The organism is Citrobacter sp. Cb004 (assembly GCF_030337065.1).
Classification (GTDB): domain Bacteria; phylum Pseudomonadota; class Gammaproteobacteria; order Enterobacterales; family Enterobacteriaceae; genus Citrobacter; species Citrobacter braakii.
Genome location: NZ_JAOWCH010000034.1, coordinates 1 through 25,173 on the forward strand (window position 1 = coordinate 1; position 25,173 = coordinate 25,173).

The 25,173-nt window shown below is 50.5% G+C and carries 21 protein-coding genes and 1 tRNA gene; 6 read left to right on the forward strand and 16 right to left on the reverse strand.

What is annotated here, in order from left to right:
- Positions 1 to 15 precede the first annotated feature (15 nt).
- The 6 genes from OGV65_RS02200 to OGV65_RS02220 form a co-directional block, all read right to left on the reverse strand.
- Positions 16 to 713 (reverse strand): IS1-like element IS1B family transposase gene (locus OGV65_RS02200; RefSeq protein ID WP_095033700.1). Its coding sequence is split into 2 segments (ribosomal slippage): positions 16 to 464 and positions 464 to 713, totalling 699 coding nucleotides; the frame shifts between segments, so codons are not numbered across the junction.
- A gap of 33 nt (positions 714 to 746) precedes the next feature.
- Positions 747 to 908, reverse strand: coding sequence for a hypothetical protein (locus OGV65_RS02205; protein ID WP_286454548.1), 162 nt, complete (start codon positions 906 to 908; stop codon positions 747 to 749).
- Between the two features lie 1,377 nt (positions 909 to 2,285).
- Complete coding sequence (locus OGV65_RS02210; protein ID WP_286454549.1) at positions 2,286 to 2,564, reverse strand: transposase domain-containing protein; 279 nt, start codon at positions 2,562 to 2,564, stop codon at positions 2,286 to 2,288.
- Entirely contained in the window at positions 2,501 to 3,100 is a 600-nt protein-coding gene (locus OGV65_RS25380; RefSeq protein ID WP_353655061.1) for an IS66 family transposase, read from the reverse strand. The genes OGV65_RS02210 and OGV65_RS25380 overlap by 64 nt, the downstream gene beginning before the upstream one ends.
- 314 nt (positions 3,101 to 3,414) lie before the next feature.
- Positions 3,415 to 4,680: an MFS transporter gene (locus OGV65_RS02215; RefSeq protein WP_286454550.1), complete on the reverse strand. Its 1,266-nt coding sequence runs from the start codon at positions 4,678 to 4,680 to the stop codon at positions 3,415 to 3,417.
- Between the two features lie 54 nt (positions 4,681 to 4,734).
- The gene (locus OGV65_RS02220; protein ID WP_286454551.1) at positions 4,735 to 7,842 is read right to left on the reverse strand and encodes a beta-galactosidase; all 3,108 of its coding nucleotides are present in this window, start codon (positions 7,840 to 7,842) and stop codon (positions 4,735 to 4,737) included.
- A 206-nt stretch (positions 7,843 to 8,048) separates the two neighbouring features.
- Between OGV65_RS02220 and OGV65_RS02225 the strand changes: the two genes are divergently transcribed.
- Positions 8,049 to 9,119 carry a LacI family DNA-binding transcriptional regulator gene (locus OGV65_RS02225; protein ID WP_286454552.1) on the forward strand — a complete coding sequence of 357 codons (1,071 nt, stop codon included), beginning with the start codon at positions 8,049 to 8,051 and terminating at the stop codon, positions 9,117 to 9,119.
- Positions 9,120 to 9,820: 701 nt separating this feature from the next.
- Here the strand turns inward: OGV65_RS02225 and OGV65_RS02230 are convergent.
- From OGV65_RS02230 to OGV65_RS02240, 3 genes are all read right to left on the reverse strand, one after another.
- Positions 9,821 to 11,113 carry a tyrosine-type recombinase/integrase gene (locus OGV65_RS02230; protein WP_286454553.1) on the reverse strand — a complete coding sequence of 431 codons (1,293 nt, stop codon included), beginning with the start codon at positions 11,111 to 11,113 and terminating at the stop codon, positions 9,821 to 9,823.
- Positions 11,114 to 11,292: 179 nt separating this feature from the next.
- Positions 11,293 to 11,368: transfer RNA gene (locus tag OGV65_RS02235), tRNA-Phe, on the reverse strand.
- Positions 11,369 to 11,473: 105 nt separating this feature from the next.
- Entirely contained in the window at positions 11,474 to 12,181 is a 708-nt protein-coding gene (locus OGV65_RS02240) for a DUF554 domain-containing protein (protein ID WP_046274954.1), read from the reverse strand.
- Positions 12,182 to 12,649: 468 nt separating this feature from the next.
- Between OGV65_RS02240 and OGV65_RS02245 the strand changes: the two genes are divergently transcribed.
- Complete coding sequence (locus OGV65_RS02245) at positions 12,650 to 14,785, forward strand: ornithine decarboxylase (RefSeq protein ID WP_286454554.1); 2,136 nt, start codon at positions 12,650 to 12,652, stop codon at positions 14,783 to 14,785.
- 55 nt (positions 14,786 to 14,840) lie between these two features.
- Here the strand turns inward: OGV65_RS02245 and OGV65_RS02250 are convergent, their stop codons facing one another.
- The 4 genes from OGV65_RS02250 to mutY form a co-directional block, all read right to left on the reverse strand.
- Complete coding sequence (locus OGV65_RS02250; RefSeq protein ID WP_286454555.1) at positions 14,841 to 16,097, reverse strand: nucleoside permease; 1,257 nt, start codon at positions 16,095 to 16,097, stop codon at positions 14,841 to 14,843.
- Positions 16,098 to 16,308: 211 nt separating this feature from the next.
- The gene (gene mltC / locus OGV65_RS02255; protein ID WP_049040265.1) at positions 16,309 to 17,394 is read right to left on the reverse strand and encodes a membrane-bound lytic murein transglycosylase MltC; all 1,086 of its coding nucleotides are present in this window, start codon (positions 17,392 to 17,394) and stop codon (positions 16,309 to 16,311) included.
- A gap of 94 nt (positions 17,395 to 17,488) precedes the next feature.
- Positions 17,489 to 17,764 (reverse strand): oxidative damage protection protein, encoded by a 276-nt coding sequence (locus OGV65_RS02260; RefSeq protein WP_012135077.1) that lies wholly within the window; start codon positions 17,762 to 17,764, stop codon positions 17,489 to 17,491.
- Between the two features lie 27 nt (positions 17,765 to 17,791).
- A complete protein-coding gene (gene mutY / locus OGV65_RS02265) occupies positions 17,792 to 18,844 on the reverse strand; it encodes an A/G-specific adenine glycosylase (protein WP_049268553.1) in 1,053 nt (350 codons plus the stop codon).
- Between the two features lie 160 nt (positions 18,845 to 19,004).
- Between mutY and trmB the strand changes: the two genes are divergently transcribed.
- The 4 genes from trmB to ansB all read left to right on the forward strand — a co-directional run bounded on the left by trmB (position 19,005) and on the right by ansB (position 22,054).
- On the forward strand, positions 19,005 to 19,724 hold the full coding sequence (trmB, locus tag OGV65_RS02270; protein WP_049283251.1) for a tRNA (guanosine(46)-N7)-methyltransferase TrmB: 720 nt from the start codon (positions 19,005 to 19,007) through the stop codon (positions 19,722 to 19,724).
- A complete protein-coding gene (locus tag OGV65_RS02275; protein ID WP_019077661.1) occupies positions 19,724 to 20,050 on the forward strand; it encodes a YggL family protein in 327 nt (108 codons plus the stop codon). Before trmB ends, OGV65_RS02275 begins: the two co-directional genes overlap by 1 nt.
- A gap of 49 nt (positions 20,051 to 20,099) precedes the next feature.
- Positions 20,100 to 20,819 (forward strand): YggN family protein, encoded by a 720-nt coding sequence (locus OGV65_RS02280; protein ID WP_016157447.1) that lies wholly within the window; start codon positions 20,100 to 20,102, stop codon positions 20,817 to 20,819.
- Between the two features lie 188 nt (positions 20,820 to 21,007).
- Positions 21,008 to 22,054: an L-asparaginase 2 gene (gene ansB, locus OGV65_RS02285; protein WP_286454556.1), complete on the forward strand. Its 1,047-nt coding sequence runs from the start codon at positions 21,008 to 21,010 to the stop codon at positions 22,052 to 22,054.
- Between the two features lie 63 nt (positions 22,055 to 22,117).
- Here ansB and OGV65_RS02290 read toward each other — a convergent pair whose 3' ends face one another.
- The 3 genes from OGV65_RS02290 to OGV65_RS02300 are packed head-to-tail and all read right to left on the reverse strand — an operon-like array spanning position 22,118 to position 24,953.
- Entirely contained in the window at positions 22,118 to 23,419 is a 1,302-nt protein-coding gene (locus OGV65_RS02290) for a TRAP transporter large permease (protein WP_016157446.1), read from the reverse strand.
- On the reverse strand, positions 23,419 to 23,922 hold the full coding sequence (locus OGV65_RS02295) for a TRAP transporter small permease (RefSeq protein ID WP_047499278.1): 504 nt from the start codon (positions 23,920 to 23,922) through the stop codon (positions 23,419 to 23,421). The genes OGV65_RS02290 and OGV65_RS02295 overlap by 1 nt, the downstream gene beginning before the upstream one ends.
- A 44-nt stretch (positions 23,923 to 23,966) precedes the next feature.
- The gene (locus OGV65_RS02300; RefSeq protein ID WP_047499280.1) at positions 23,967 to 24,953 is read right to left on the reverse strand and encodes a TRAP transporter substrate-binding protein; all 987 of its coding nucleotides are present in this window, start codon (positions 24,951 to 24,953) and stop codon (positions 23,967 to 23,969) included.
- Positions 24,954 to 25,173: the final 220 nt, after the last annotated feature.

Sequence of the window (25,173 nt, forward strand, 5' to 3'; positions counted from 1 at the left end):
GGTAATGACTCCAACTTATTGATAGTGTTTTATGTTCAGATAATGCCCGATGACTTTGTCATGCAGCTCCACCGATTTTGAGAACGACAGCGACTTCCGTCCCAGCCGTGCCAGGTGCTGCCTCAGATTCAGGTTATGCCGCTCAATTCGCTGCGTATATCGCTTGCTGATTACGTGCAGCTTTCCCTTCAGGCGGGATTCATACAGCGGCCAGCCATCCGTCATCCATATCACCACGTCAAAGGGTGACAGCAGGCTCATAAGACGCCCCAGCGTCGCCATAGTGCGTTCACCGAATACGTGCGCAACAACCGTCTTCCGGAGCCTGTCATACGCGTAAAACAGCCAGCGCTGGCGCGATTTAGCCCCGACGTATCCCCACTGTTCGTCCATTTCCGCGCAGACGATGACGTCACTGCCCGGCTGTATGCGCGAGGTTACCGACTGCGGCCTGAGTTTTTTAAATGGCGGAAAATCGTGTTGAGGCCAACGCCCATAATGCGGGCGGTTGCCCGGCATCCAACGCCATTCATGGCCATATCAATGATTTTCTGGTGCGTACCGGGTTGAGAAGCGGTGTAAGTGAACTGCAGTTGCCATGTTTTACGGCAGTGAGAGCAGAGATAGCGCTGATGTCCGGCAGTGCTTTTGCCGTTACGCACCACCCCGTCAGTAGCTGAACAGGAGGGACAGCTGATAGAAACAGAAGCCACTGGAGCACCTCAAAAACACCATCATACACTAAATCAGTAAGTTGGCAGCATCACCCGGCAACCGAACAAAGCATTCTGGTCCGAGGAATTGAGCGTGTTTATGTCTACCCCTGTCTTTAAAAGTTTTTTAAGCTCTGCTGGTGATTTTATTTTGAAGAGTTTCAGGGTATTGTTGTTTTGTTTTTTTTGATTCATATTTTTCTCCTTATTAATAATGTAAAATAACAATAATCAATGGATTTTTGTTTTTCAAATTTATTTTTATTTTTTTATATTTATATGTAATGCCATTACATATAAATATAAACATAAGAGTTAACTATCGGGTATGTAAATAGAATAATAAAAACAAAGTAGTGTCTGAATCGATTACGGGTTGTTATTCGAATCGATAGTTATTAAGCATGAGTCTCAGGTGGTAACCTGATATACGAAATAATGTCTTGGAAGCTATGATGATGAGTCCACACAGCCTGCGGAAGAGCATGCACTATATAAGCTTATCAGCAGAATGAACAGCATTAGAGGCCGGCGGCTCTGGGGCTCGCTTTCCTTTTCTAACCGAAGGGAAGAAAAGCAAGGGGAACCCGAAGACGCAAGCGCAGCGGCTTCGCAGGGTTAGCCCTTGCTTCAGTTATAAGCGTTAAAAAACGCTGATACAGCAGATGTTATTTATATAATAATACATTGCTTCATTTACGTCTCTGTTAAACGCTTCTCTTGCGATACAGGCGACGCTCAGGTTTTACTGCTTCGGTTGCACAGGCGAAGCGCTGAAATTTTTGGCCTGAGATATCTTTGAATGAAAGAGAGTTGAGTACGGGGGGATCTGATTAATTCTGTTTCTCTGTCGTTGAATTAATGCTGTGGTGATAAATTATATTCTGTGTGTATCCGATATTCAGGGTTTTATTAGAGAACGATGATATTTTTCAGCCAGATAAACGAGTGCGGAGTATAAAACAATTTGCGGGTGAAAATTAAGATTTCATAGTTTGACTAAATATAAGGTTTGTAAATATTAAATGAATGTGAAGAATGTGTAAGGTATTATATGTTACTTTTACCGGAAGTAACGGGGGAGTTCTGTGATTTTATGATTTTTAAAAAATGATGAGCGTTACTGACTTCTGCATGTAATTATGTAAAATAACATAATAAAAATAAATAAATGTTAAGTGCTGATGACTGATAGCGGAGAGTTTACTGACATCAGCAATGCGCCATTTGCAGATTCAAAAATCTGAGACGCATATTCATGTCTCGCTGCTTTACGATTCATGATCGTAAGCTTGCGGCGAACTCGTATTGACAGAACGTTTTTGAGCGCCGATAAGCCAACCGACTCAGGTTTTAGCGCAGGTATTGTGTCAGGCGTTGAAGTACTGACCTGGGTGTTGCTGGCAGGTGTCGAAGTACTGACTGCGGTAATATCGGAGATATGATGCAGGTACTGGCTCTGGCTAACGACCTGCGGCGTAAGGCTTTGCCGGAGATCCTGAGTCAGGTGTGAAGGCAGTATCGTCAGGTTTACTGCCTCCGGTTCGCGTTTCCCGACATCAGGATTTTCAGTTATTCGCTGAACCGATATGAAGGGAACAGCAGTAACTCGTTCAGCCTGTCCTCCGGCCAGGACGGCAGGCGTTTCAGCACATTCGTCAGCCACGCATGAGGCTCCAGACCGTTCATTTTCGCCGTTTCCAGCAGCCCCATTATTTGCGCCGCTCTTTCGCCCGCAGCCAGGGAGCCTGCGAACAACCCACTGGCTCGCCCCATCGCCACCGGCCTTATGGCCCGTTCGGCACGGTGGGAACCCTGCCATCCTCCAGGAAGCGAACCAGTGCGGGCCACATTTTGGGTTTCAGTGGATAGTTTATCGCTTTATACAACGCTGACCCAGGCGGGCAGACGTCCCGTTGCTCTGTCAGCCAGGTATGAAGCTTATCCAGCAGGGGTTTTATATATTGCCCTCGCCACTGTACTTTCTTTTCCGGTGAACACTGGCGGATACTATCTTCAAGGCAGAGCATCTTTCCGATGACTTTCAGAACGAACCCCGCCCGTGGATCTTCGTTTGCTTTATATAACTCAGCGAACCGTCTGCGGACATGACTCCAGCAACCGACATTGATGATATTGGGATTTTCTTTCGCTAGCTGCTGCAGATGCAGGATCCCGACGGGAATAATGAAACCATAACCAATGAGCAGACGGGGATTGCGCAGCGCTTTGATATCCTGCAGCTCTATGGTCCTGGCCGGAACAAAGTGGATGCTCGGGGCGACATGTGTTGCACAATTACCAGAACATCGTTCTTCTGGCTTCTGACAAAGACTTTCACCTGCTGGGCGCTGAATCCCATAGTACTGGGGGGCTGCCCCGGTAATGAGAGATTGAACAGACTTCCATAGCGGTTAACGTACTCGGTTAAAACTGGCAAAGCGTACGCTGCAATTTCTGACGCGATATTTTTCTGTTCCAGGCAATGGAACCATCAACCATACAGACATATACCTGAAAAACAGATTTAGCAATATCGATACAACAACTCTGATCGTATTTATGTAATGTTACTCCCGGATTAATGTAGTCAGCAAAAATATGGCACTGACTACCTTAGGAAGGGACGTCCATCACATCACTACATTTAACATGAACTGTCCAGTTTCATGACGACTGCCCCAAAAATGAGCTTTTATTATCAGGTGGCACTGTTATCACCGGTGACCGGGAACAATATTTTACTCCCTTTCAGCGTAAAGATAGAAATAAGAGTAAAACTTAATGTGACACAACCAAGAATAAGATAAGCCTGATGGAAGCCAACGGTATCATACATCCGCCCAACCCATACAGAGAGTACAACGCCCGAAAGCTGTTTCGATAAATTAAAGCCAATCAGGAATAATGTTGCAGAGAGCTTCGGGTTAAATGCCGAGGAGATATATTTGAAGGTACCGACCAGCAGGAACGGAAGTTCAAACATATGGAGCGTTTTCAGGATAATCACTTCTATGGCTGATGTGGCAAAAGAAGACCCTAAAATACGCGCTGACATAATAATCCCTGCAGTCAACAGGGCGTTCTTGGCACCAATGCGGTTCACGATGGCAGGGGCGAAGAACATAATCGTTGCGTTGAGTAATTCTCCACCGGTAGTGACGAAGCCGAAGACCTCGGTCCCGCGCTGCGGACTGGAGAAAAAGCCTTTAAAGAAGTTAGCGAACTGCTGGTCGAAAACGTCATATACGCTGGCGACACCCACAACGTAAATAATAAAGCCCCAGAACCGCGGCATCCGCAGCAGTTCGGCGGCGGTACGCATTGAGAAGGCCTGACGGTTAGCGCCCAGCGCGTCGATAACCTCGGCGCTATGGCTGCCCTCCGGTTTTGATACCCACAGTAGTACACCGAGGATTAGTGCGAAACCGGAGGCGATCCAGAAGGTAATATTGGGATCGATACCAAACAAAATGCCGGTGATCGACGCGCATAGTGCCCAGCCTACGCAGCCGGACACGCGAACTTTACCGTATTCAAAACGGTTAGCGCGACTGACTCGCTCAATATAGGCTTCTACCGCTCCGGAACCACTGGAGAAGACGATCCCCAGATAAATCCCTCCTGTCAGCGCACCCGCGATGATATTTATCTGCAATAGCGGTGAGAAGACGAAAATAAAGAAGGGTGCAAACAGGATTAATAAAATCGTGATAGTCCACAGCAGATGTTTGCGAAGTCCAAGCTTATCTGAAATCAGCCCAAATACAGGCTGGAAGATAATTGCGAAAAACGAAATGGAGGAGAAAACGATCCCCGTTTCGGTTTTGGTTAAATGGTTAACTTCTGCCAGCCATACCGGGAAAAAGGGGAAGTAGGCCGACATAATGAAATAGTAGAAGAAAAAGAACAGCATAAAATAAATAAAATTATGCCGTTCCCGTGGTGCGAGTTCAGAGAGTTTCATCGTGAATCTTCCATATTATTATGCCTGTAAGGTTGGGGGCTATGCCCCCGATTATTATTGGAAATGAATCGTTAACTGATATTGCCATTGTGTCTCAAGCAACAGCCATTGCTGCAGTACGCTCGGTGTCCAGGAGTCATCGCCGCCAATGCCCATATGATGGGCATCGAGGGTGATCCAGATGCCGTTTTCCGGCTTCATCCAGTGCCAGTGATCTGTCTCCATTAACTGCGTGGTGCCATAGGGTTGTACGGAGAAGTGGAAGCCGCCCGCCACGTGCCAGCGCCCCCAGTCCAGCGCTTTGCTGTCACAGCGCAGGCCATTTTCCGTCGGGAAAATGTACGGCGTGGTCATCTCTTCCAGCGGCAGCTGCCAGCGGGAGAAACAGGCGCTGGTGCGGCGGTCAGGATAGTTTTCATGCGGACCGTAGCCAAGCCACGAAACAGGTTCATGCTGGTCGGGAACCTGAAAATTTAACCCGATGCGCGGCAGCGGTGGCAGGGTGCCTGCGCGTTCGCCATCGACCGCCAGATGCAGCTTGCCTTCTTCATCAAACGTCATCCGCCAGTGGCTGACAATCACCACTTCGTCGCCGCGCAGATAATGCCAGTGGCTGTCGATAACCACTTCATGGGCCAGGCGCTGGGCGTCACACTTTACGCAGCGGATGCTGAGGTCGTAGAGCCCGGCGCTCTTCCAGCGTTCAACCCAGGCGTTGGGATCGATGCGCTCCACTTCGCTGACGCCAATATCGTTATCCAGCGGCGCGCGCACAAACTGGTCGCGCAGCGGCGTCAGCAGCTGTTCCACGCCCTCCACCTGCCAGTGGGTCAGCAGGCCGCTCTCCCGGTCGATAGTCCATTGCTGCGAGCCGCTGCGTACGGTCCAGGCCGCGTCGCTGCTCTCCAGCGCTGGTGCCGTGCCGACGGGGGCAGGGCGGCGCAACGCCAGCGGCGCGGCGAGAGGGAACTGCTGCCAGGCTACGCGATGCCCGGCGTCGGACCAGGCGGTGGCCTGCGGCTGGACTACCTCCAGCGTCAGCCACACCTCTTCCGCGCCGGCGGGCAGCGCCAGCGCATCGCACAGCGTCAGCTCGCTCTGGCCTTCAGGACGAAGCTCAAGCCTCACTTGACCCTCGGCAAAGGTTTCTCCGGCGGCCTGGACCTGCCAGCGCAGCGCTTCGTTATCGGTGGCGCGGAACAGATATTCGCTGCTGATGCTGATACGCAGCGGGGATTGCGCAAGCAGAGTAAACTGGAAGTACTGCTGCGCATGTTTCGCCTCAATTAATGAAGGGTGCGGGCGGCGGTCAGGGAAGACCAGACCGTTCATACAGAACTGGCGATCGTTCGGTGTATCGCCAAAATCACCGCCGTAGGCCCAGCCGATGCTGCCGTCGTCGAAGGTTTTGCTGATGGCCTGATCCGCCCAGTCCCAGATAAACCCGCCCTGCAGGCGCGGATAGTCGCGAAAGGCCTGCCAGTAATCGGCAAAGTTGCCGAGGCTGTTGCCCATCGCGTGGGCATATTCGCAGAGGATCAGCGGGCGCTGCTCGCCCGGCATACTGATCCACTTTTTGATCCCCCATTTCGGCACCGCCGGAATCAGCTGATCGCGCTCAACTCGGGCGTACATCGGACAGATAATATCGGTGGCGGTGCTGTCGGCGCCTCCCCCTTCGTACTGTACCGGGCGGGAGGGATCGTTGCGCTTCAGCCAGTGATACATCGCTTCATGGTTGCCGCCGCCGCCGGATTCGTTCCCCATCGACCAGATAATAATCGACGGGTGGTTGCGGTTGTTTTGCAGCATCCGGCTGACGCGGGCGCTGAAGGCCGGTAGCCAGGCCGGATCGTCGGAAAGACGATTCATCGGCACCATGCCGTGGGTTTCGATATTGGCTTCGTCAATGACGTACAGGCCATAGCGATTGCACAGCTCGTACCAGCGCGGTGTGTTTGGATAATGCGAGCAGCGCACGGCGTTAAAGTTGTTCTGCTTCATCAGCAGAATATCCTGCACCATGTCCTCTTCGGTCACCACCTGGCCGCGCTGGTGGTGATGCTCGTGGCGGTTGACGCCGCGGATCAGCAGCGGCTTGTTGTTTAACAGCAGCAGACCATTTTTGATTTCAACCCGGCGAAAGCCGATATCCCAGGCTTCAGCCTCAATCGTTTTATCGCCGCGCCACAGAGACACTACCGCCCGGTAGCAGTTTGGCGTTTCCGCGCTCCACAGTGCCGGTCGCTCTACCGGCAGACGAATCGCCGCGCGTTCGGCATAGCTTCCGCGTTCATCGATAATCGGCGAGCCCGGCGACTGCTGGTGGCTGGAGACCAGACGATCACCATCCCACAGTTCGACCTTCACCTCCAGTTCTTCCAGAAGCGGTACCGGCGCGGCAACGCTTAAATTGACCAGCAGCTCGGCATCGCGACAGAGCGCATCCAGCAGCGGCGTGAGCTGAACGTCGCACAGGTGCAACGCCGGTTTATTCAGCAGCCAGACCGAGCGGAAGATCCCGCTCATGCGCCACATATCCTGATCTTCAAGCCAGGTTCCCGCGCTCCAGCGCATCACCATCATACAGATACGGTTATCGCCCGCCTGAAGGTATGGCGTGAGATCGAAGGCTGCAGGCAGGCGGCTGTCCTGCGAGTAGCCGACCCATTCGCCGTTGCACCACAAATGGAACGCGGAGTTGACGCCATCGAAGATAATCTGCGTCTGGCCGTCAGCCAGCCAGCTCTCATCGACGCGAAAATTCAGTGAGTAGCAGCCGGTTGGGTTCTCCTCTGGGACGCGTGGCGGCGTTGTGTCGATCGGGTAGCGCACGTTGGTATAGATGGGGGCGTCATAGCCTTCCATTTGCCAGTTTGACGGCACCGGCGTACTGCGGCTATCCGGCAGATCGCCTTCCAGCCAGCGGGCATCCACGTCAAACGGGCTGCGGGCGTAAGAGAACTGCCACTGGCCGTCAAGCAGACGGCGGCTTGCCGAAGGCTGGTTATCCCGCGCCTTATCGGTATCGCGCCAGCTGGCGAATGTGGGGTGGGCCGGTAAACGGTTAAGGTGAGTGATAGTCTGGTTTTGCCAGTCTTCCCGGGCGAGCACTTCATGAAACTTTGGCCCAGCAGCGGAGATAAAGTCGTGTTGTTGCATACGCATACCTGACAGATAAGTGAAAAAATGTCATTCGCTAGACAATATGGATTCGTTATCAGTTATTTTACTCATGTCCGCAACAATTGCGAAAATGAAACCCACTGGCGATCACGAAACGCCAGAAAAAGGGCTGATTTTTGTCGTCCTTTAAACATAAAATGTTAGCGGACGACATTTAAATTTTCTGTCATAAGGAGCACGTTATGCAGCGCCGTCTGGCAACGTTGGAAGATGTGGCCCGAGAGGCCGGGGTGTCTCAGCAGACGGTCTCCCGGGTGCTGAATAAACCGGACGTGGTGTCCGAACGAACCCGTGATAAAGTCATTCGCGCGATGCAGGCTCTGCACTATGTGCCGAACCGTTCTGCGCAGCTGCTGGCGGGTAAATCCGCATCGTCGATTGGTCTGATTACCGCCTCGCTAACGCTGCACGCACCTTCGCAAATCGCTGCGGCGGTGAAAAGCTATGCCGGTTTGCATCAGATGGAGGTCTCGATTGCAATGCCGGCGCAGGTCGATTACCCGTCGCTGCAGGCCCGGCTCAATGAGTTTCGCGCCCAGCATATTCGTGGCGCGATTATCAGCCTGCCGCTGGAAAGCTGTCTCGCGGAGCAACTGGTGGAGGAGAACCCGGATATTGCCTGCCTGTTTCTTGATGTTTCACCAGAGACTGATGTGTGCTGCGTGCGCTTCGATCATCGCGACGGTTGCGGTGCCTGCGTACGGCACCTTTGGGAAGCCGGGCACCGCGAGTTCGGGTTACTTGCCGGGCCGGAAAGTTCGGTTTCCGCGCGCATGCGGCTGAGCAGCTGGCGCGAGGCTCTGCACTGGTTGGGGGTCAGCAATGCGGTGACGGTATTTGGCGACTGGAGCGCCGCCAGTGGCTGGAATAAGACGTTTGAACTACTGCATCAGCATCCACGTATTAGTGCAATCGTGGTGGCTAACGATCAGATGGCGCTCGGGGTGCTTAGCGCACTGGCGCAGCTTAATCGTACCGGCAGCCAGGCTGTCTCGGTCACCGGTTATGACGACACGGCGGACAGCTTTTACTTTCAGCCGCCATTAACCACCGTTGCTCAGGATTTTAATGTATTGGGTAAACGGGCAGTAGAGTTGCTGATCCAGTTGATGGCAACTCCGCAGAAAAAAATCAGCGAGTTGTTGCCTACACGTTTGATCATCCGTGAGTCAACCAGACCCTGTAAAACAGAAGCCGGGGATGAGAAAACGCAGTTAATTACACAATTAAAAGCGCTGGTGGAAAAGCTGTGAGACATCCTTATTCAGCCAGCATATAGTATCCGTAAGACTAAAATGGTGCCGGGGTATGCCACAGCCGCCATTGGTTAACTCTTCAGGTGGAAAACTGGAAATGGCGAGTATAGTACTGGAAAATCGGGTTTTCGCTCACATAAGCTTTGTTTTAATTCGGTACTGAGGAACCAACTCGCCTTAAAATTTATTGTTATGATAAAGCGCTAACATTAATACCTGTTTTGACGGCATGGATACCGCTCAGGTGGTATTGGTCATCCTGGTGCCGGAGGAGCATAGTGATGTGTTTATTAATTCTTGTTTATCGCTTTGTTTACATGCATTCTGTTGACGCATGTTAAACATTGTTGTTTGTATATGAAAAATAATAATGTTTTCTTCTGGATGATAAGTTAAATTTAAAACTATCTGACACTGAGGTCCTGTTTTGCCATCCATTTGATTTGGGTAACTTTAGCATAATAAATATTAGACATTTATGAACAGGTTAAGAGGACTTATGTTTGAAATTCACTTAAAGTAACGGGGAGGAAGTGAATTTATTATTTCCTGAAAAGAATCAATATTACTAAATCCAGTATTCATACGTGATAAGATAAGAACCAGCTTTCCTGTATATTGGGGGAGAGGAAAGGCTACCTTCAGGCAACCTTTCCTCCGTATACGGGCGAGTTAAGATGTGCCGGCAACTTTTAAAGTCAACTGTTCGCCGGGCTGGCGGTTTTCGTCCGGGAATACTCAAATGGCCTGACCATCCCGTCCCGGTTTGCATCCAGGTAATCAGCCCACCACTGCAGCATCAGGCGACGTTGTTCCAGATGCTTTGCCTTGTGAATATATGCCGCGCGGACCTGATTTCGCTCCTGATGGCTCATCTGCCTTTCAATTGCGTCTTCAGACCATTTCCCTGACTCCACGAGACAACTGCAGGCCATTGTTCGGAAGCCGTGACCACAAATATCTGATTTCGTATCATAACCCATCGTTCTCAGGGCTTTGTTCACTGTATTTTCACTCATTGGTTTATGAATGCTGTGACAACCCACGAAAATCAGCCCCTGACCGTCAGTTGCATCGTAGCTTAGTGTTTTCAGCTCCTCCAGTATCTGCATGGCCTGTCGACTGAGAGGAACATAGTGTGGTGTTTTCATTTTTGAACCACGACCGGAAAACCTGACGTTAATGATTTCTTCCCGTTCCGGTGGGATAAGCCAGAGCGCATTCTTAAAATCAATTTCAGGCCAGCGGGCAAAACGAAGCTCACTTGAACGAATGAACACCAGTAAGGTCAGCCTGATGGCCAGTACGGTAAGCCTGCGGCCCTTATAGCCTTCAATACGGCTCAGCAGGTCAGGAATAGCCTCAAGCTCCAGAGCTGGCCTGTGGGTACGTTCAGGTGCTGATATGGCCCCCTCCAGATCCAGAGCAGTGTTGTGACTGATAAGGGCTTCCTGGACAGCGTAGCGCATAATGGCAGTGAGTCGTTGCTTCAGACGGGAAGCCGTTTCCAGATGTCCGGTTGTTTCAACAGATCTGATGGGGACAAGAAGATCCCGTGTCGACAACCGGGCTATGTCACATTGTCCGATAGACGGGAATACATGGTTAATCAGACTGTTTAACACGCGATCACTGTGTGCTTCAGACCAGCGTTCACTGAGTGAAAGTTTCTGGTGCCATTCCCTGGCAACATGCTCAAAACGGATAATCCCGGCCGTTTCGTTTCTGGCATGTTTCTTCTGCTGAACAGGGTCAATACCGTCGCTCAGGAGTTTTCTGGCCTCATCACGTTTTTTGCGGGCTTCTGAAAGGGAAACAAGAGGGTAGATGCCGACGGAGAAAACTTTTTGTTTTCCACTGAAACGGTATGCCAGTTGCCAGTACTTTGAACCATTGGGATGCACGAGGAGATAGAGCCCCTGTCCGTCTGTGAGTTTGACTGGCTTCTCTGAGGGCCGGGCATTTTTCACTTTAATATCAGTGAGTGGCATCGAAATCCCCCCCGATTGTTGGTAAAAAAATAATCGAACTGGCTTTACCAACAGTTTTACCAGCAAACAGATGTGGTTGCGAGTGGTTTTCAGTATAACTGAGTAGACGTGACGTGAGTGAGAAGCTATTGATGTAGAAAGTAAAAACGGACGTCAGTAGACGTCCGTATAAGAATAGGTGGTGCCCGGACTCGGAATCGAACCAAGGACACGGGGATTTTCAATCCCCTGCTCTACCGACTGAGCTATCCGGGCAACGAGGCGCATTAAACCCGATTCGCTTCGCTTCGTCAACGAAATTTCTTCAAATCAATGCAGACTGCACAATCTATCACCACATTGCTGCTAATGCACGCATTCTCAGCCAAAAAATGCCGTCCAGGCGGCGGAAAGCGGCATTGCCAGCAGCAGGGCTGGAAGCATATTCACAACCGCAAACATCTTAATGCCGCAAATACGCAAACCGGTTGCCAGCAGCAATAGACCGCCTACGGCGCTGAAATCGGCCATCATAGCTGGCGTCGTCAGGGGTAAAATCAGTGCTGCACAGGTGGCAAGCGTTAACTGGATTGCCAGCATCGGCATGCAAATGGCGGATACCGCGATTCCTAATGAGCAGGCAAAAATGATGGCCGTGAAGAAATCCAAAAATGACTTGGCGATTAAAATATTCGGGTCGCCGGTCATCCCTTCATGTATCGCACCGAAGATCCCGGTACCGCTGGCGCAAAACAGCACGATGATAGCCACATAGCTTTGAATAAAGGATTCGTGCGTAACGTTGGCGTCCGAGCGGGTGAAAACCTGCTGCGCTTTGGCTACCGCGGCATTGATCCCTTTTTCGAGATGACAAAACTCGCCAATTAATGCGCCGACGAGCGTTGCCAAAACCATCACCGGTAGATTGGCGCATTTGATAACCAGCAAGATACCAATCCCTAACGAGGCCAGCCCGAAAATAGAGGTCATGGAGACCCGAATGCGTTCTGGTATATGCTGGCTGAGCAGCGCGCCGAGAATGCCACCAAATAAAATGGCGCTGGCATTAATAAAGGGTCCGATTACCACATTTGCTCCTGCATACCCATCATCGTCTTGATACTAAAGGCAATTAGCTGGGTGAAATTATGTTTCAGATTGCATTATTATGCCGCAACTTTCAGACGAAATGCTTGCTTATCTGTAAGGTTTTCACACAGGATTTTATCTTGCGCCTGTAAGTGAAAGGTGCCATGATTGCGCGAATTTTCTCCTGTCTGAATGGGGCTGCCTGGGATGATATTACTCCCCCTACATCGCCTTCAACATCGCCTTTTTGCGCGACGTTTGCCCCTTCCCGCGACTTATCTTTACGCTCCCACCATGCGGTGAGGGCAGCGCACGCTCACTGCAGGATAACAGTAAAATCAGAGGCTATCTGCTTTTACTGATGTCTGGCGGTCGGGGCTGGTAACCAGTTTGACCTGTCATTTCGTGGGCAAAGCCATGCGGCGTTGTCCGGGACTTTTGATTTTCCCGAAACGGGTTATTGCGCTTATGAAATCAATGAAAATTGCCGCCAGTAGTGAACTGGTTTCTCGTCTGTCCAGCCATCGTCAGGTGGTGTCGCTGGACAGTACCGATTTTACTGACGTTGCGGCAGTCGTCATTACCGTTGCGGACAGCCGCAGTGGGATCCTGGCTTTGCTGAAACGCACCGGTTTTCATCTACCTGTGTTTCTGTTCGCAGAGTCTGATGTTAATGTGCCTGCGGGCGTTAATGCGGTAATTCGCGGTCAGGCCCAGGACTGGCTGGAGCTGGAATCTGCTGCCTGTCAGTATGAGGAAGAGCTGCTGCCGCCGTTCTATGACACGCTTACCCAGTATGTCGAAATGGGGAACAGCACGTTTGCCTGCCCGGGACACCAACACGGTGAGTTTTTTAAGAAGCATCCTGCGGGCCGACATTTCTATGAGTTCTTTGGTGAGAATCTGTTTCGCGCGGATATGTGCAACGCTGACGTTAAGCTTGGCGATCTGTTGATTCATGAAGGATCAGCGAAACATGCGCAGAAATTTGCTGCGAAAGTTTTCCACGCGGATAAAACCTACTTTGTGCTGAATGGGACCTCTGCGGCCAATAAAGTGGTCACCAATGCGCTGCTGACGCGTGGCGATCTGGTGCTGTTTGACCGCAACAATCATAAATCGAACCACCACGGGGCGCTGATCCAGGCGGGTGCTACGCCGGTTTACCTGGAAGCGGCGCGTAATCCGTTTGGCTTTATTGGCGGCATTGATGAGCACTGCTTTGATGAGGGGTATCTGCGCCAGCAACTTCGAGAAGTTGCGCCGCAAAAGGCTGATCAACCGCGCCCGTTCCGTCTGGCGATCATTCAGTTGGGTACCTATGACGGTACGATCTACAACGCCCGACAGGTGATCGACAAGATCGGTCACCTGTGCGATTACATTCTGTTTGATTCCGCATGGGTCGGTTACGAGCAATTTATCCCGATGATGGCCGATGGGTCGCCGCTGCTGCTGGAGCTCAATGCTAACGATCCGGGGATTTTTGTCACTCAGTCGGTACACAAACAGCAGGCCGGATTCTCGCAAACCTCGCAGATCCATAAAAAGGATAACCATATTCGCGGCCAGGCGCGCTTCTGCCCGCATAAGCGTCTGAACAATGCGTTTATGCTGCATGCTTCCACCAGCCCGTTTTACCCGTTGTTTGCGGCGCTGGACGTTAACGCCAAAATCCATGAAGGCGAGAGCGGCCGTCGGCTATGGGCGGAATGTGTGACGCTGGGGATCGAGGCCCGCAAAGCGATTATTACCCGCTGTAAGCTGCTTCAACCGTTTATTCCTCCGGTAGTGGATGGCAAACCGTGGGAAAGCTATCCGACACAGGTGATTGCCAGCGAGCGTCGCTTCTTTAGCTTTGAACCTGGTGCTAAATGGCATGGTTTTTCTGGATATGCACGCGACCAGTATTTTGTCGATCCCTGCAAACTGCTGTTAACCACTCCGGGCATTGATGCGCAAACCGGGCAATATACTGAGTTTGGCATTCCGGCGACGATTTTGGCGCATTATCTGCGTGAAAACGGTATCGTGCCGGAGAAATGCGACCTTAACTCGATTCTGTTCCTGCTGACCCCGGCAGAAAGCGCTGAGAAACTGGCGCAACTGGTCGTGATGCTGGCGCAGTTTGAACAGCATATTGAGGACGATACGCCGCTGGCAAACGTGCTGCCCACCGTCTTCAACAAGTATCCGGTACGTTACCGGGATTACACGCTGCGTGAACTGTGTCAGGAGATGCACTCACTGTACGTCAGCTTTGATGTGAAAGATCTGCAAAAAGCGATGTTCCGTCAGGAGAGTTTGCCTGCCGTGGCGATGAACCCACAGGATGCTAACAGCGCCTTTATCCGCGGTGATGTTGAACTGGTGCGTATTTGTGATGCCGCAGGTCGCATTGCGGCAGAAGGCGCGCTGCCTTATCCTCCGGGCGTACTGTGCGTGGTACCGGGCGAAGTATGGGGCGGGGCGGTGCAACGTTACTTCCTGGCATTGGAAGAGGGCATAAACCTGCTGCCGGGCTTCTCGCCGGAGCTGCAAGGGGTTTACAGTGAAACGGATGCAGACGGCATTAAACGTCTGTATGGATATGTTCTGAAGTAAGCGTCATCTGACCAAATAGGGCCACCATCAGGTGACCCTATTTAATCAATAAAGATTAGTGCGCGATAGTATGGGCGCCTGCCGGAACGCGTACGTGTTTGTATTTAAACAGCGCAACGAAGGCAAAAGCCAGAACCAGCGAGTAACCTGCGAAGATCAGCCACACGGTCTGCCAATCGGTAATACCGTTCAGCGTATAGTGTTCAACTACTTTACCGCTCACCAGACCGCCCAGAATACAACCGAAGCCGTTGGTCATCATCAGGAACATGCCTTGTGCGCTGGCGCGGATTTCAGGGCGAACTTCTTTCTCTACAAACACGGAGCCAGAGATGTTGAAGAAGTCGAAGGCGCAGCCGTAAACAATCATCGACAGAACCAGCAGCACGGTACCAAACGGTGTTGGATCGCCGTAGGCAAACAGGCCGAAGCGCAACATCCACGCTACGATACTGATAAGCATCACGTTCTTAATACCGTAACGGCTTAAGAAGAACGGGATGGTCAGGATAAACAGCGTCTCGGAGATCTGCGAAATCGACATCATCACTGACGCGTGTTCAACGATGAAGCTGCCGGAGAACAGAGGATTGTTATCGAAGCTGTGCAGGAAGGTATTACCGAACATATTGGTAATTTGCAGCTCTGCGCCCAGCATCATAGAGAAGATGAAGAAAATCGCCATACGCTTGTTTTTAAACAACGCGAAGGCATCCAGGCCCAACATGGAAGACCAGCTCTGGTTTTTCTGCTGATTGGCGACCGGGATATGCGGCAGCGTCAGGGTAAACAGCGCCAATACGACGGACAGCGTCGCGCCGATATACAGCTGCATATGGCTCAGTTCAAAGCCGGAGAAGCTTACCGCCCACATCGCCAGAATAAAGCCGATGGTGCCCCAGATACGGATTGGCGGGAAGTCTGTAACAATATCCATCCCGGCTGATTGCAGGCGATAGTAAGAGATGGTGTTGATTAACCCCAACGTTGGCATATAGGCCAGGGAGTTAAGCAAGATCACAAAGAACATGGCACCTGGCGTGGTGACTTCGGCTGCGGCGAACAGCGTTGCTGCGCCGACCAGGTGACAAATGGTGTACACCCATTTTGCACTGATCCATTTGTCAGCCACGATCCCTAACAGCGTAGGCATAAACACGGCGGCGATCCCCAGCGAGCTGTACACCGCGCCAATGGATGCACCATCAAATTTAAGGGTGACAAACATATAGGAGCCGAGGGTAGTGAGCCAACTACCCCATAAGCAGAACTGCAGAAACGAGAGAACTTTCAGCTGCAGCTTAAGATTCATGTTAATTTCCTCACACCGTAATGCGGATGAATGTTTTAAAAGGCACATTTGCCGTGGCTATATGATGTGATTCTATCAACGAGAGGCACTCTTTTTTTGTTACCTGTGACAAATATTTGCAAACAATTTCGGATTGCAAAGCAAAAGAGTGATGGAGTTAACGTTTTTCCCCCTTCAGGCCCCCGTTTTAGGGGGCCTGAAGGGGGATACATTAGCGGCGACGATATGATTTTTGTGCGGAATTGACCTTGTAAAGATATCGGCGTGATTCAGCAGATGGGTGTCGGGTGGTCAGCGTTTGATAAACGTCCCCAGGGGACATGCTGTTAATGATGTTTGCGGCCTGAATTTTATCGTTCGAGAACACGCGCAGCACGCTGCCCGCACCGCCGTTATACGCGGTGATCACCGCATAGCGACGCGAGGTCGGATTATCAATGCCGCCCAAATAGACATTATTCAGCATTGCCAGATAGGCAGTACCGGTATCAATGTTGCTGGCCGGGTCAAACAAGAAGCTACGGCTTGGCGTGCCTGAGCGCCCCTGGGAACGGAACACATCTTTTCCGGCGCTGTGTTGTACCACCTGCATGAGTCCCAGCGCATCGGCATGGCTGACCGCATACGGGTTAAACGAGGATTCGGTTTGCATGATGGCCAGAATCAGCGACTCTTCGACGCCATACTTACGTGAAGCCTGACGTACCATGCCGACGTATTTATGCGCGCGCTTATCAAGGTGGTTCGGGACCAGATTGATCGTCACGCTATAGATGATACGCAAACCATTGCTGCGCTTTTTCAGTCGCGTTTGTAGCAGGTAGTTGGCAAAATTGGTTGCACGTCCCTCCCAACGAATAGGCTGGCCGGTATTATCGACTACCTGCCCGTACAGGAACGGCTCTTTGGAAATCTTAATGTCGTCGACATCGGAATAGAGGTCGATAGAACCCGGATCATCACCCATCAGCAACGTCTTGATAATCGCTAGACGCAGATGTCCGGCGGGATCTGTCCCGGCAATGGTCTCGACGGTTATCGTACCGTCATCAAAATTGATATGGCTGCGGGTTTGATACTGATCGGTATACTTTACGTAGTCCTTCGGACCCGCAATCAGCACTTCCTTAAATCCCCACAGATTCTCAATGTTATGGGCAAATTGCCCCATCAGAATATCAAAACCGTTGGTATCCTTGACCCAGGCTTCGTTATAGGAGTCGCCTTTTTTGGTCGAACTGGAACAGGAGATGAGCAACGGCGCGATAACGGCAAGCGCGAGAAATTTTTTCATCATTCCGGGAGTGCGTGTTGTGTTTGTTGTTGTATCGTTTTGCCGGATGGCAGTGCGAGCACCCTATCCGGCCTACGAGATTGCCAGCAAGCGATGCTTATTTTTTTTCTTCAGGCGTATAGCCTTCAATATGCACATCCTTACCTTCAAACAGGAAGTTAATCATCTCCTGTTCCAGTAACTTACGGTGTTCAACGTTCATCATATTGAGTTTCTTCTCGTTAATCAGCATGGTTTGTTTATGCTGCCATTGCGCCCATGCTTCTTTAGAAATCTCGTTATAGATGCGTTTTCCTAGCTCGCCCGGGTACAGCTGAAAATCCTGTCCTTCTGCTTCGCGTTGCAGGAAAGTGCAAAAAATCGTTCTGCTCATAAAAAATCCTCTTTATCGACCGGTACGTTAAACCTGTGTGCCGGCACGTAATTGCTGTAACAAACGCTCCACGGGGGCCGCCAGTCCGACCGACGGCGGTTGCGCTAAGTTATACCAGAGCGCATTGCCTTCATCCATGCATGAGGTGAATGAGGACACGGGAAGCCACATAGGCACAATATCTAAGTGGAAATGGCTAAAGGTATGGCGAAACGCATTAAGTTGGGTCAGATTATCTGCGTTAATTTGCCGTTGCGCCAGCCAGTCGCGTAGCCCATCCTCATCATCAAACTGCGGAAAACAGTATAAGCCACCCCATAAGCCGCTGGGTGGTCGCTGCGCGAGCAACACCTCGTTTTCATGCTGCATCAGTAAAAAATAGCCCGTCCGTTCTGGTAATGTCTGTTTGGGCTTTTTACCCGGGTACAGCGCCCAGCTTGCATTGGCGCTCGCCACACAGCCATTTTCCAACGGACACAGGGAACATTTGGGTTTTGAGCGCGTACAGACCATGGCGCCTAAATCCATCATCGCCTGATTAAACCGCTCAACCCCATGGGCTGGCGTAACCTGCTCGCTCAACTCCCACAGTTTCTTTTCGACCTCTTTTTTACCCGGCCAGCCGCTTACAGCATAACAGCGAGCCAGCACTCGTTTGACGTTACCGTCAAGAATCGGAAAATGCTGACCCAGGGAGAGCGAAAGGATCGCGCCTGCAGTTGAACGTCCGACGCCTGGCAGGGCGGCCACTTCATCAAAGGTTTGCGGGAATGAGCCGCCGTGCAGCGTCACAACCTGTTGCGCGGCTTTATGCAGATTACGCGCTCGGGCGTAATAGCCCAGCCCGGTCCATAAATGCAGGACTTCATCCAGCGGCGCATGGGCTAAATCCGTTACCGTTGGGAAGCGCGCCATAAAGCGCTCAAAGTAGGGGATAACGGTCGCAACCTGAGTTTGTTGCAGCATCACCTCAGAGAGCCATACTTTGTAAGGCGTCTTATCAATTTGCCAGGGCAGCGTTTTCCGCCCGTATTTGTCGTACCAGCTCAAAACCTGAGCCGAGAATTGAGACGCTTGCATGATTACCGTTTCATTATTGCCGGGGGCAAGATTGCAGCACAGCGGCAACGGGGTGTAAACCGGAACTTTCCGCTGCTCACTTTCTTCCTTTACTTGCATCCGGCAACTAACTTTGGATAATGCCCGTTTTCAGAACTCAAACACAGCAGACTAAACTTTTATGAAGAACGACGTCATTTCACCGGAATTTGATGAAAACGGCCGCCCTCTGCGCCGGATTCGTAGTTTTGTTCGTCGCCAGGGGCGACTGACGAAAGGGCAGGAACACGCGCTGGAAAACTACTGGCCGGTGATGGGCGTTGAGTTCAGCGAAGAACCTGTGGATTTCGCTGCGCTGTTTGGTCGCGATGCGCCAGTCACGCTTGAAATTGGTTTTGGTATGGGGGCTTCGCTGGTGGCGATGGCGAAAGCGCGTCCGGAGCAAAATTTCCTCGGCATTGAGGTTCACTCACCGGGCGTTGGCGCGTGTCTGGCTTCAGCTCATGAAGAGGGCGTCGAGAACCTGCGTGTCATGTGCCATGATGCCGTCGAAGTCCTGCATAAAATGATTCCTGACAATTCTTTATCTATGGTTCAGCTGTTTTTCCCTGACCCGTGGCATAAAGCACGTCATAATAAACGCCGTATCGTTCAGGTACCGTTTGCTGAGCGTATCTTAAGCAAGCTGAAGCTGGGCGGCGTGTTCCACATGGCAACCGACTGGGAAGCCTATGCGGAGCACATGCTTGAAGTGATGTCCTCGATTGACGGGTATAAAAACCAGTCAGAGAGTAACGATTACGTACCGCGCCCGGAATCGCGCCCGGTAACCAAATTTGAACAACGTGGTCATCGTCTTGGCCACGGCGTATGGGACTTAATGTTCGAGAGGGTGAAATAATGGCAAAGAACCGTAGCCGTCGTCTGCGTAAAAAAATGCACATCGACGAATTCCAGGAAGTAGGATTTTCGGTTGCATGGCGTTTCCCGGAAGGTACATCTGGAGAGCAGGTCGATCAAATCGTTGATGATTTTATCAATGAAGTTATCGAACCGAACAAGCTGGCCTTTGACGGCAGCGGCTATCTGGCCTGGGAAGGTCTGATCTGTCTGCAGGAAATCGGCAAATGCACCGAAGAACATCAGGCTATCGTGCGTAAGTGGCTGGAAGAGCGCAAACTCGAAGAAGTGCGCACCAGCGAACTTTTCGATATTTGGTGGGACTAAGTAGCAAAGGGTCGGCAAATGCCGGCCCAATTTGTATTGAGGGAAAGATATGATGCGCAAAACGCTGCTGGCGGCAGTCCTAACGTTCACGGCGATGGCCGCACATGCTGATTATCAGTGCAGCGTCACCCCGCGTGACGATGTGATTTTGAGTCCACAAACGGTACAGGTGAAGGGTGAGAACGGCAACCTGGTCATTACCCAGGCCGGTGATGTCACCTTTAACGGTAAACAGTACAACCTGAACGCCGCGCAGCGTGAGCAGGCTAAAGATTATCAGGCGGCGTTGCGTAGCAGCCTGCCGTGGATTGACGAAGGTGCCAGAGCGCGCGTGGAGAAAGGTCGCGTGGCGCTGGATAAAATCATCGCCAAAGAGGTCGGCGAAAGCAGCAACATGCGTGGCCGCTTAACTAAGCTGGATGCGCAATTGAAAGAGCAGATGAACCGCATTATTGAGCATCGCACTGACGGCCTGACCTTCCATTATAAGGCGATTGATCAGGTTCGCGCGGATGGACAACAGCTGGTCAATCAGGCGATGGGCGGTATTTTGCAGGACAGCATCAACGAGATGGGGGCGAAAGCCGTGCTCAAAGGCGGTGGTAATCCGCTGCAGGGCGTGCTCGGAAGCCTCGGAGGTTTGCAAACCTCAATTCAGAACGAATGGAAGAATCAGGAACAAGACTTCCAGCAGTTTGGCAAAGATGTTTGTGCCCGCGTCGTGACGCTGGAAAACGATCGTAAAACGCTGGTTAGCACTCTGAAATAATCTTCACCTCTTTTTAACGGCACAGAAACATTCTGTGCCGTTTTATTTTGTATTTTTCTGTTTTTTTGATATCCATCTCTAAGAATAACAATTTGATGGAGATATAAATCTGGTTAATTGGATGGCGTCACATTATTCATCTGTAAGATAGACATAATGCTGCAAATTCAAGTAACTGGAGAAATAACATGGAGTTTTTCAAGAGAACGGCACTTGCCGCACTGGTTATGGGTTTCAGCGGCGCGGCGCTTGCACTGCCAAACATCACTATTTTAGCTACCGGCGGGACGATTGCCGGCGGTGGTGACTCCGCAACAAAATCTAACTACACGGCAGGCAAAGTCGGCGTAGAAAATTTGGTTGATGCCGTACCTCAGTTGAAAGATATCGCCGTTGTGAAAGGCGAGCAGGTGGTAAACATCGGCTCCCAGGATATGAATGACGAAGTCTGGCTAACGCTGGCGAAAAAGATTAATACCGAGTGTGATAAAACTGACGGCTTCGTGGTAACACATGGTACGGATACCATGGAAGAAACCGCCTATTTCCTCGATCTCACCGTCAAGTGCAACAAGCCGGTGGTGCTGGTCGGCGCAATGCGTCCGTCTACAGGTATGAGCGCTGATGGCCCCTTCAACCTGTATCACGCCGTGGTAACCGCCGCAGACAAAGCCTCTGCCAACCGTGGTGTGCTGGTGGTGATGAACGACACCGTTATGGATGGTCGCGATGTGACCAAAACTAACACTACGGATGTCGCTACTTTCAAATCCGTTAACTATGGTCCGCTGGGGTATATCCATAACGGTAAAATCGACTACCAGCGTACGCCTGCGCGTAAGCACACCACATCCACGCCGTTCGACGTATCTAAGCTGACCGAGCTGCCGAAAGTTGGGATTGTTTACAACTACGCTAACGCCTCCGATCTGCCAGCCAAAGCATTGGTAGATGCGGGTTACGCCGGGATCGTCAGTGCGGGTGTAGGTAACGGTAACCTGTATAAAACCATTTTCGATACGCTGGCAACTGCCGCGCATAAAGGTACCGTTGTAGTGCGTTCATCCCGTGTACCAACGGGCGCCACCACCCAGGATGCTGAAGTTGATGATGCGAAATACGGATTTGTGGCTTCAGGCTCTCTGAACCCGCAAAAAGCGCGTGTTCTGCTGCAACTGGCTCTGACCCAAACCAAGGATCCTAAGCAGATCCAGGAAATGTTTAATCAGTATTAATGGCATAAAAAATGCCCCTACCGTAGCGTTGGGGCATTCTCCAGAAGCAGTTACTCTTCGTATTTACATCAACCCCAGCATCTGTGGAATAAACAGAGAGATCTGTGGAATGTATACGATCATCATCAGTGCAACCAGCAATGCGGCGTAAAACGGCAGCAGGGGTTTGATCAATTGCTGGATCTTCACGCCAGAAATCGAACAGCCTACAAACAATGCACTTCCTACCGGCGGTGTCAGCAGACCAATGCACAGGTTGGCGACCATCATGATGCCGAAATGTACCGGATCCATACCTAACTCTTGAGCGATTGGCAAGAAAATGGGTGTAAAGATCAGGACTGCCGGTGTCATATCCATAAAGATCCCAACAACCAGTAGTACAATATTGATTAACAGTAGGATGATCAGTGGATTATCGGAAATACCCATTAATGTGTCACTGATCATGTAGGGAATATCGGCATTGGTCATCGCCCAGGACATGCCGACAGAGAAGCCGATCAGTAACAGTACGATAGAGGTCATCACGACTGATTCCAAAATCAGCTTTGGTAAATCACGCCATTTTACTTCCCGGTAAATCAGCACCGAGAGAATGAAGGTGTAGACGACCGCAATCGCTGAGGCTTCTGTTGCGGTAAAGATCCCACCTAAAATACCCCCCATCACAATGATGACCAGTAACAGACTCGGTAGCGCATCCAGAAGTGCTTTTACTGCCTGTGCGCAGGTTGGCCTTTCCGACAGGGGATAACCACGGCGTTTGGCGATAATGGCGCATACCACCATGATCGAAAGCCCCATCAGGATCCCTGGTAAATAACCCGCCATAAACAACGAAGCAACTGAAACACCGCCAGCAGTAAGAGAAAACACAATTAACACATTTGATGGTGGAATTAACAGCCCGGTAATACAGGAGGAAACGTTAACGGCTGTCGAGAAGGTTGGGTCGTATCCTTGCTTTGTCTGAATAGGATTAAGCGTACCGCCAACGGCTGCAGCAGCGGCAACGGCAGAGCCGGATATCGAACCAAACATCATGTTTGCCAGCACGTTGACATGACCAAGTGAGCCGGGAACTCGCCCAACCATCACCTGCGCCAGGTTAATTAGTCGGATGGCGATCCCACCGCTGTTCATCAGAGTACCTGCGAAAATAAAAAACGGGATCGCCAATAGGGCAAAATTATCTAATCCGTTTGCCAGACGTTGAGAGACAGTGATAACGGCAACATCCCAAGGAAACATCAGCAGCATTGAGGCTACAGTGGCGATACCGATAGAGAACGAAATAGGTACGCCAATGAACACCAGGACAAAGAAGCAGCCAAACAGGGTTAGTGCGATATAGCCTTCCATCAAATTACTCCCTGCGAAGATTGTTTCAGTTGCTGAATATTTTTGTGAATAAACCACAGGGCATAGAACATCATGACTGCGCCGCTTAGCGGCAGGATGATATACACGTAACCCATTGGAATTTGCATGGCCGCAGAAACTTGCACCGTTGCCAGCGTTTTATTAATCAGCTTGATACCGCCGGTAACGATGACTGAACCTGCAAAGCCAAAAATCAGCAGATTAATGAATAAGCTCAATAACGCCTGTTTACGTTTATTAATCGACATGAACAGTAGATCGATAGACAGGTGGCGCTGGGCGCCTACGGTATAGGCTGCACCTAATAATCCGACCCAGATCATTAAGAAGCGTGCCAGTTCGTCAGTTAAGGTGCTGGGCTGATTGAGCACGTAGCGGCTAAAAACTTGCCAGACTACGCACACTACCAGCGCAATCATTACGATGACCGAAAATGCGGCAATGACGCGGTCTACCGCAAGCTTAAGGCGGTTAAATATCATGGTGAGTTTCCTGGTGAAACAGGGCCAATCAATGGCCCAAAGGGTTATTGTACTGCGTCTTCAAACTTCGCCAGCAGGGCTGCATGTTTTGGGTCTTTTTTGAAGTCATCAAACAGCGGTTGAACAGCGGCGCGGAAAGGGGCTTTATCAACTTTGATAATCTCGCCACCCATAGCTTTTGCTTGAGCGCGGGTATCAGCATCGATTTTATCCCACAACTTTTGTTGATAAGCCTCGGAATTTTTAGCCGCTTGACGAAGGATCAGTTGTTGCTCCGGGGTCAGCTTATTCCATGTTTTGGTTGAGATAACGAGAAAATCTGGAATAGAGGCGTGCTCATCTTCGGAGAAGACTTTAGCTATTTCGATATGACGTGTTTGCACCCACGATGGAACGTTATTCTCTGCGCCATCCACTACACCTTGTTGCATAGCGGTATAAACCTCACCGAAGGAAATAGGGGTCGGCGATCCGCCCATCAGTTCAACCATTTTAATGGTTGTGGGGCTGGGTTGAACGCGGACTTTCAGACCTTTCAGATCCTCTGGTTTGGTAATAGGTTTTTTGGCATAAAAACTACGCGTGCCGGCAACGTAAGCAGATAACGCAAAGAATCCCTTTTCTTTTGTGGATTCCATAATGTCTTTACCTACCTCACCAAATACAACGTTATTGAAATGGTTTTGATCTTTAAATAAGAAAGGTAAATTATAAATGGCATAAATATTATCAAATGACTCTAAATCACTGGCAGAACCTTTTGTCATATCCAACGCGCCATTTTGTAACAACTCCATCGTTTCTCGGGCATTACCCATTTGGCTACTGGGATATATACGTACAATCATTTTACCGTCGGAGAGTTGTTTTACCTCTTTGGCCATTTCTTCGAAAGCCTGGTGAACCACATGGCTACGTTCAAGGTTGTGTGCCAGTTTGAGAGTCACTTTTTCAGCAGCATATGCGCCAGTGCTAAGTAGCGCCAACAAGGACGCACAGACTAGCGAGCGGGAAAAGGTTTTGATTTTCATAAGTAAGCTCCGTGCTTTAAGGTACAGTAATTGGTTGACATCTGATGATGGTTCACCTTTTTCTGTATGATAAATTAATATAGTTGTCGGACATCTATCCACTATATAGATCACATACCTTTTGCATGGCAGCAGTTTGATCTTATTTTGTGCGCTGTGTTCAATATATTTATGTTGGTGAAGAGGCTATTTAAAATGAATAAAATAATTAATATGGTTA

Bases quoted from the DNA above. Each gene is read 5' to 3' on its own strand.
- OGV65_RS02280 (WP_016157447.1), top strand. From the start codon at position 20,100: ATGATGCGCAAAACGCTGCTGGCGGCAGTCCTAACGTTCACGGCGATG.
- OGV65_RS02245 (WP_286454554.1), top strand. From the start codon at position 12,650: ATGAAATCAATGAAAATTGCCGCCAGTAGTGAACTGGTTTCTCGTCTG.
- OGV65_RS02260 (WP_012135077.1), bottom strand. From the start codon at position 17,764: ATGAGCAGAACGATTTTTTGCACTTTCCTGCAACGCGAAGCAGAAGGA.
- OGV65_RS02205 (WP_286454548.1), bottom strand. From the start codon at position 908: ATGAATCAAAAAAAACAAAACAACAATACCCTGAAACTCTTCAAAATA.
- OGV65_RS02225 (WP_286454552.1), top strand. From the start codon at position 8,049: ATGCAGCGCCGTCTGGCAACGTTGGAAGATGTGGCCCGAGAGGCCGGG.
- OGV65_RS02230 (WP_286454553.1), bottom strand. From the start codon at position 11,113: ATGCCACTCACTGATATTAAAGTGAAAAATGCCCGGCCCTCAGAGAAG.
- OGV65_RS02300 (WP_047499280.1), bottom strand. From the start codon at position 24,953: ATGAAAATCAAAACCTTTTCCCGCTCGCTAGTCTGTGCGTCCTTGTTG.
- OGV65_RS02220 (WP_286454551.1), bottom strand. From the start codon at position 7,842: ATGCAACAACACGACTTTATCTCCGCTGCTGGGCCAAAGTTTCATGAA.
- OGV65_RS02295 (WP_047499278.1), bottom strand. From the start codon at position 23,922: ATGATATTTAACCGCCTTAAGCTTGCGGTAGACCGCGTCATTGCCGCA.
- mutY (WP_049268553.1), bottom strand. From the start codon at position 18,844: ATGCAAGCGTCTCAATTCTCGGCTCAGGTTTTGAGCTGGTACGACAAA.
- OGV65_RS02290 (WP_016157446.1), bottom strand. From the start codon at position 23,419: ATGGAAGGCTATATCGCACTAACCCTGTTTGGCTGCTTCTTTGTCCTG.
- OGV65_RS02250 (WP_286454555.1), bottom strand. From the start codon at position 16,097: ATGAATCTTAAGCTGCAGCTGAAAGTTCTCTCGTTTCTGCAGTTCTGC.
- ansB (WP_286454556.1), top strand. From the start codon at position 21,008: ATGGAGTTTTTCAAGAGAACGGCACTTGCCGCACTGGTTATGGGTTTC.
- trmB (WP_049283251.1), top strand. From the start codon at position 19,005: ATGAAGAACGACGTCATTTCACCGGAATTTGATGAAAACGGCCGCCCT.
- mltC (WP_049040265.1), bottom strand. From the start codon at position 17,394: ATGATGAAAAAATTTCTCGCGCTTGCCGTTATCGCGCCGTTGCTCATC.
- OGV65_RS02275 (WP_019077661.1), top strand. From the start codon at position 19,724: ATGGCAAAGAACCGTAGCCGTCGTCTGCGTAAAAAAATGCACATCGAC.
- OGV65_RS02215 (WP_286454550.1), bottom strand. From the start codon at position 4,680: ATGAAACTCTCTGAACTCGCACCACGGGAACGGCATAATTTTATTTAT.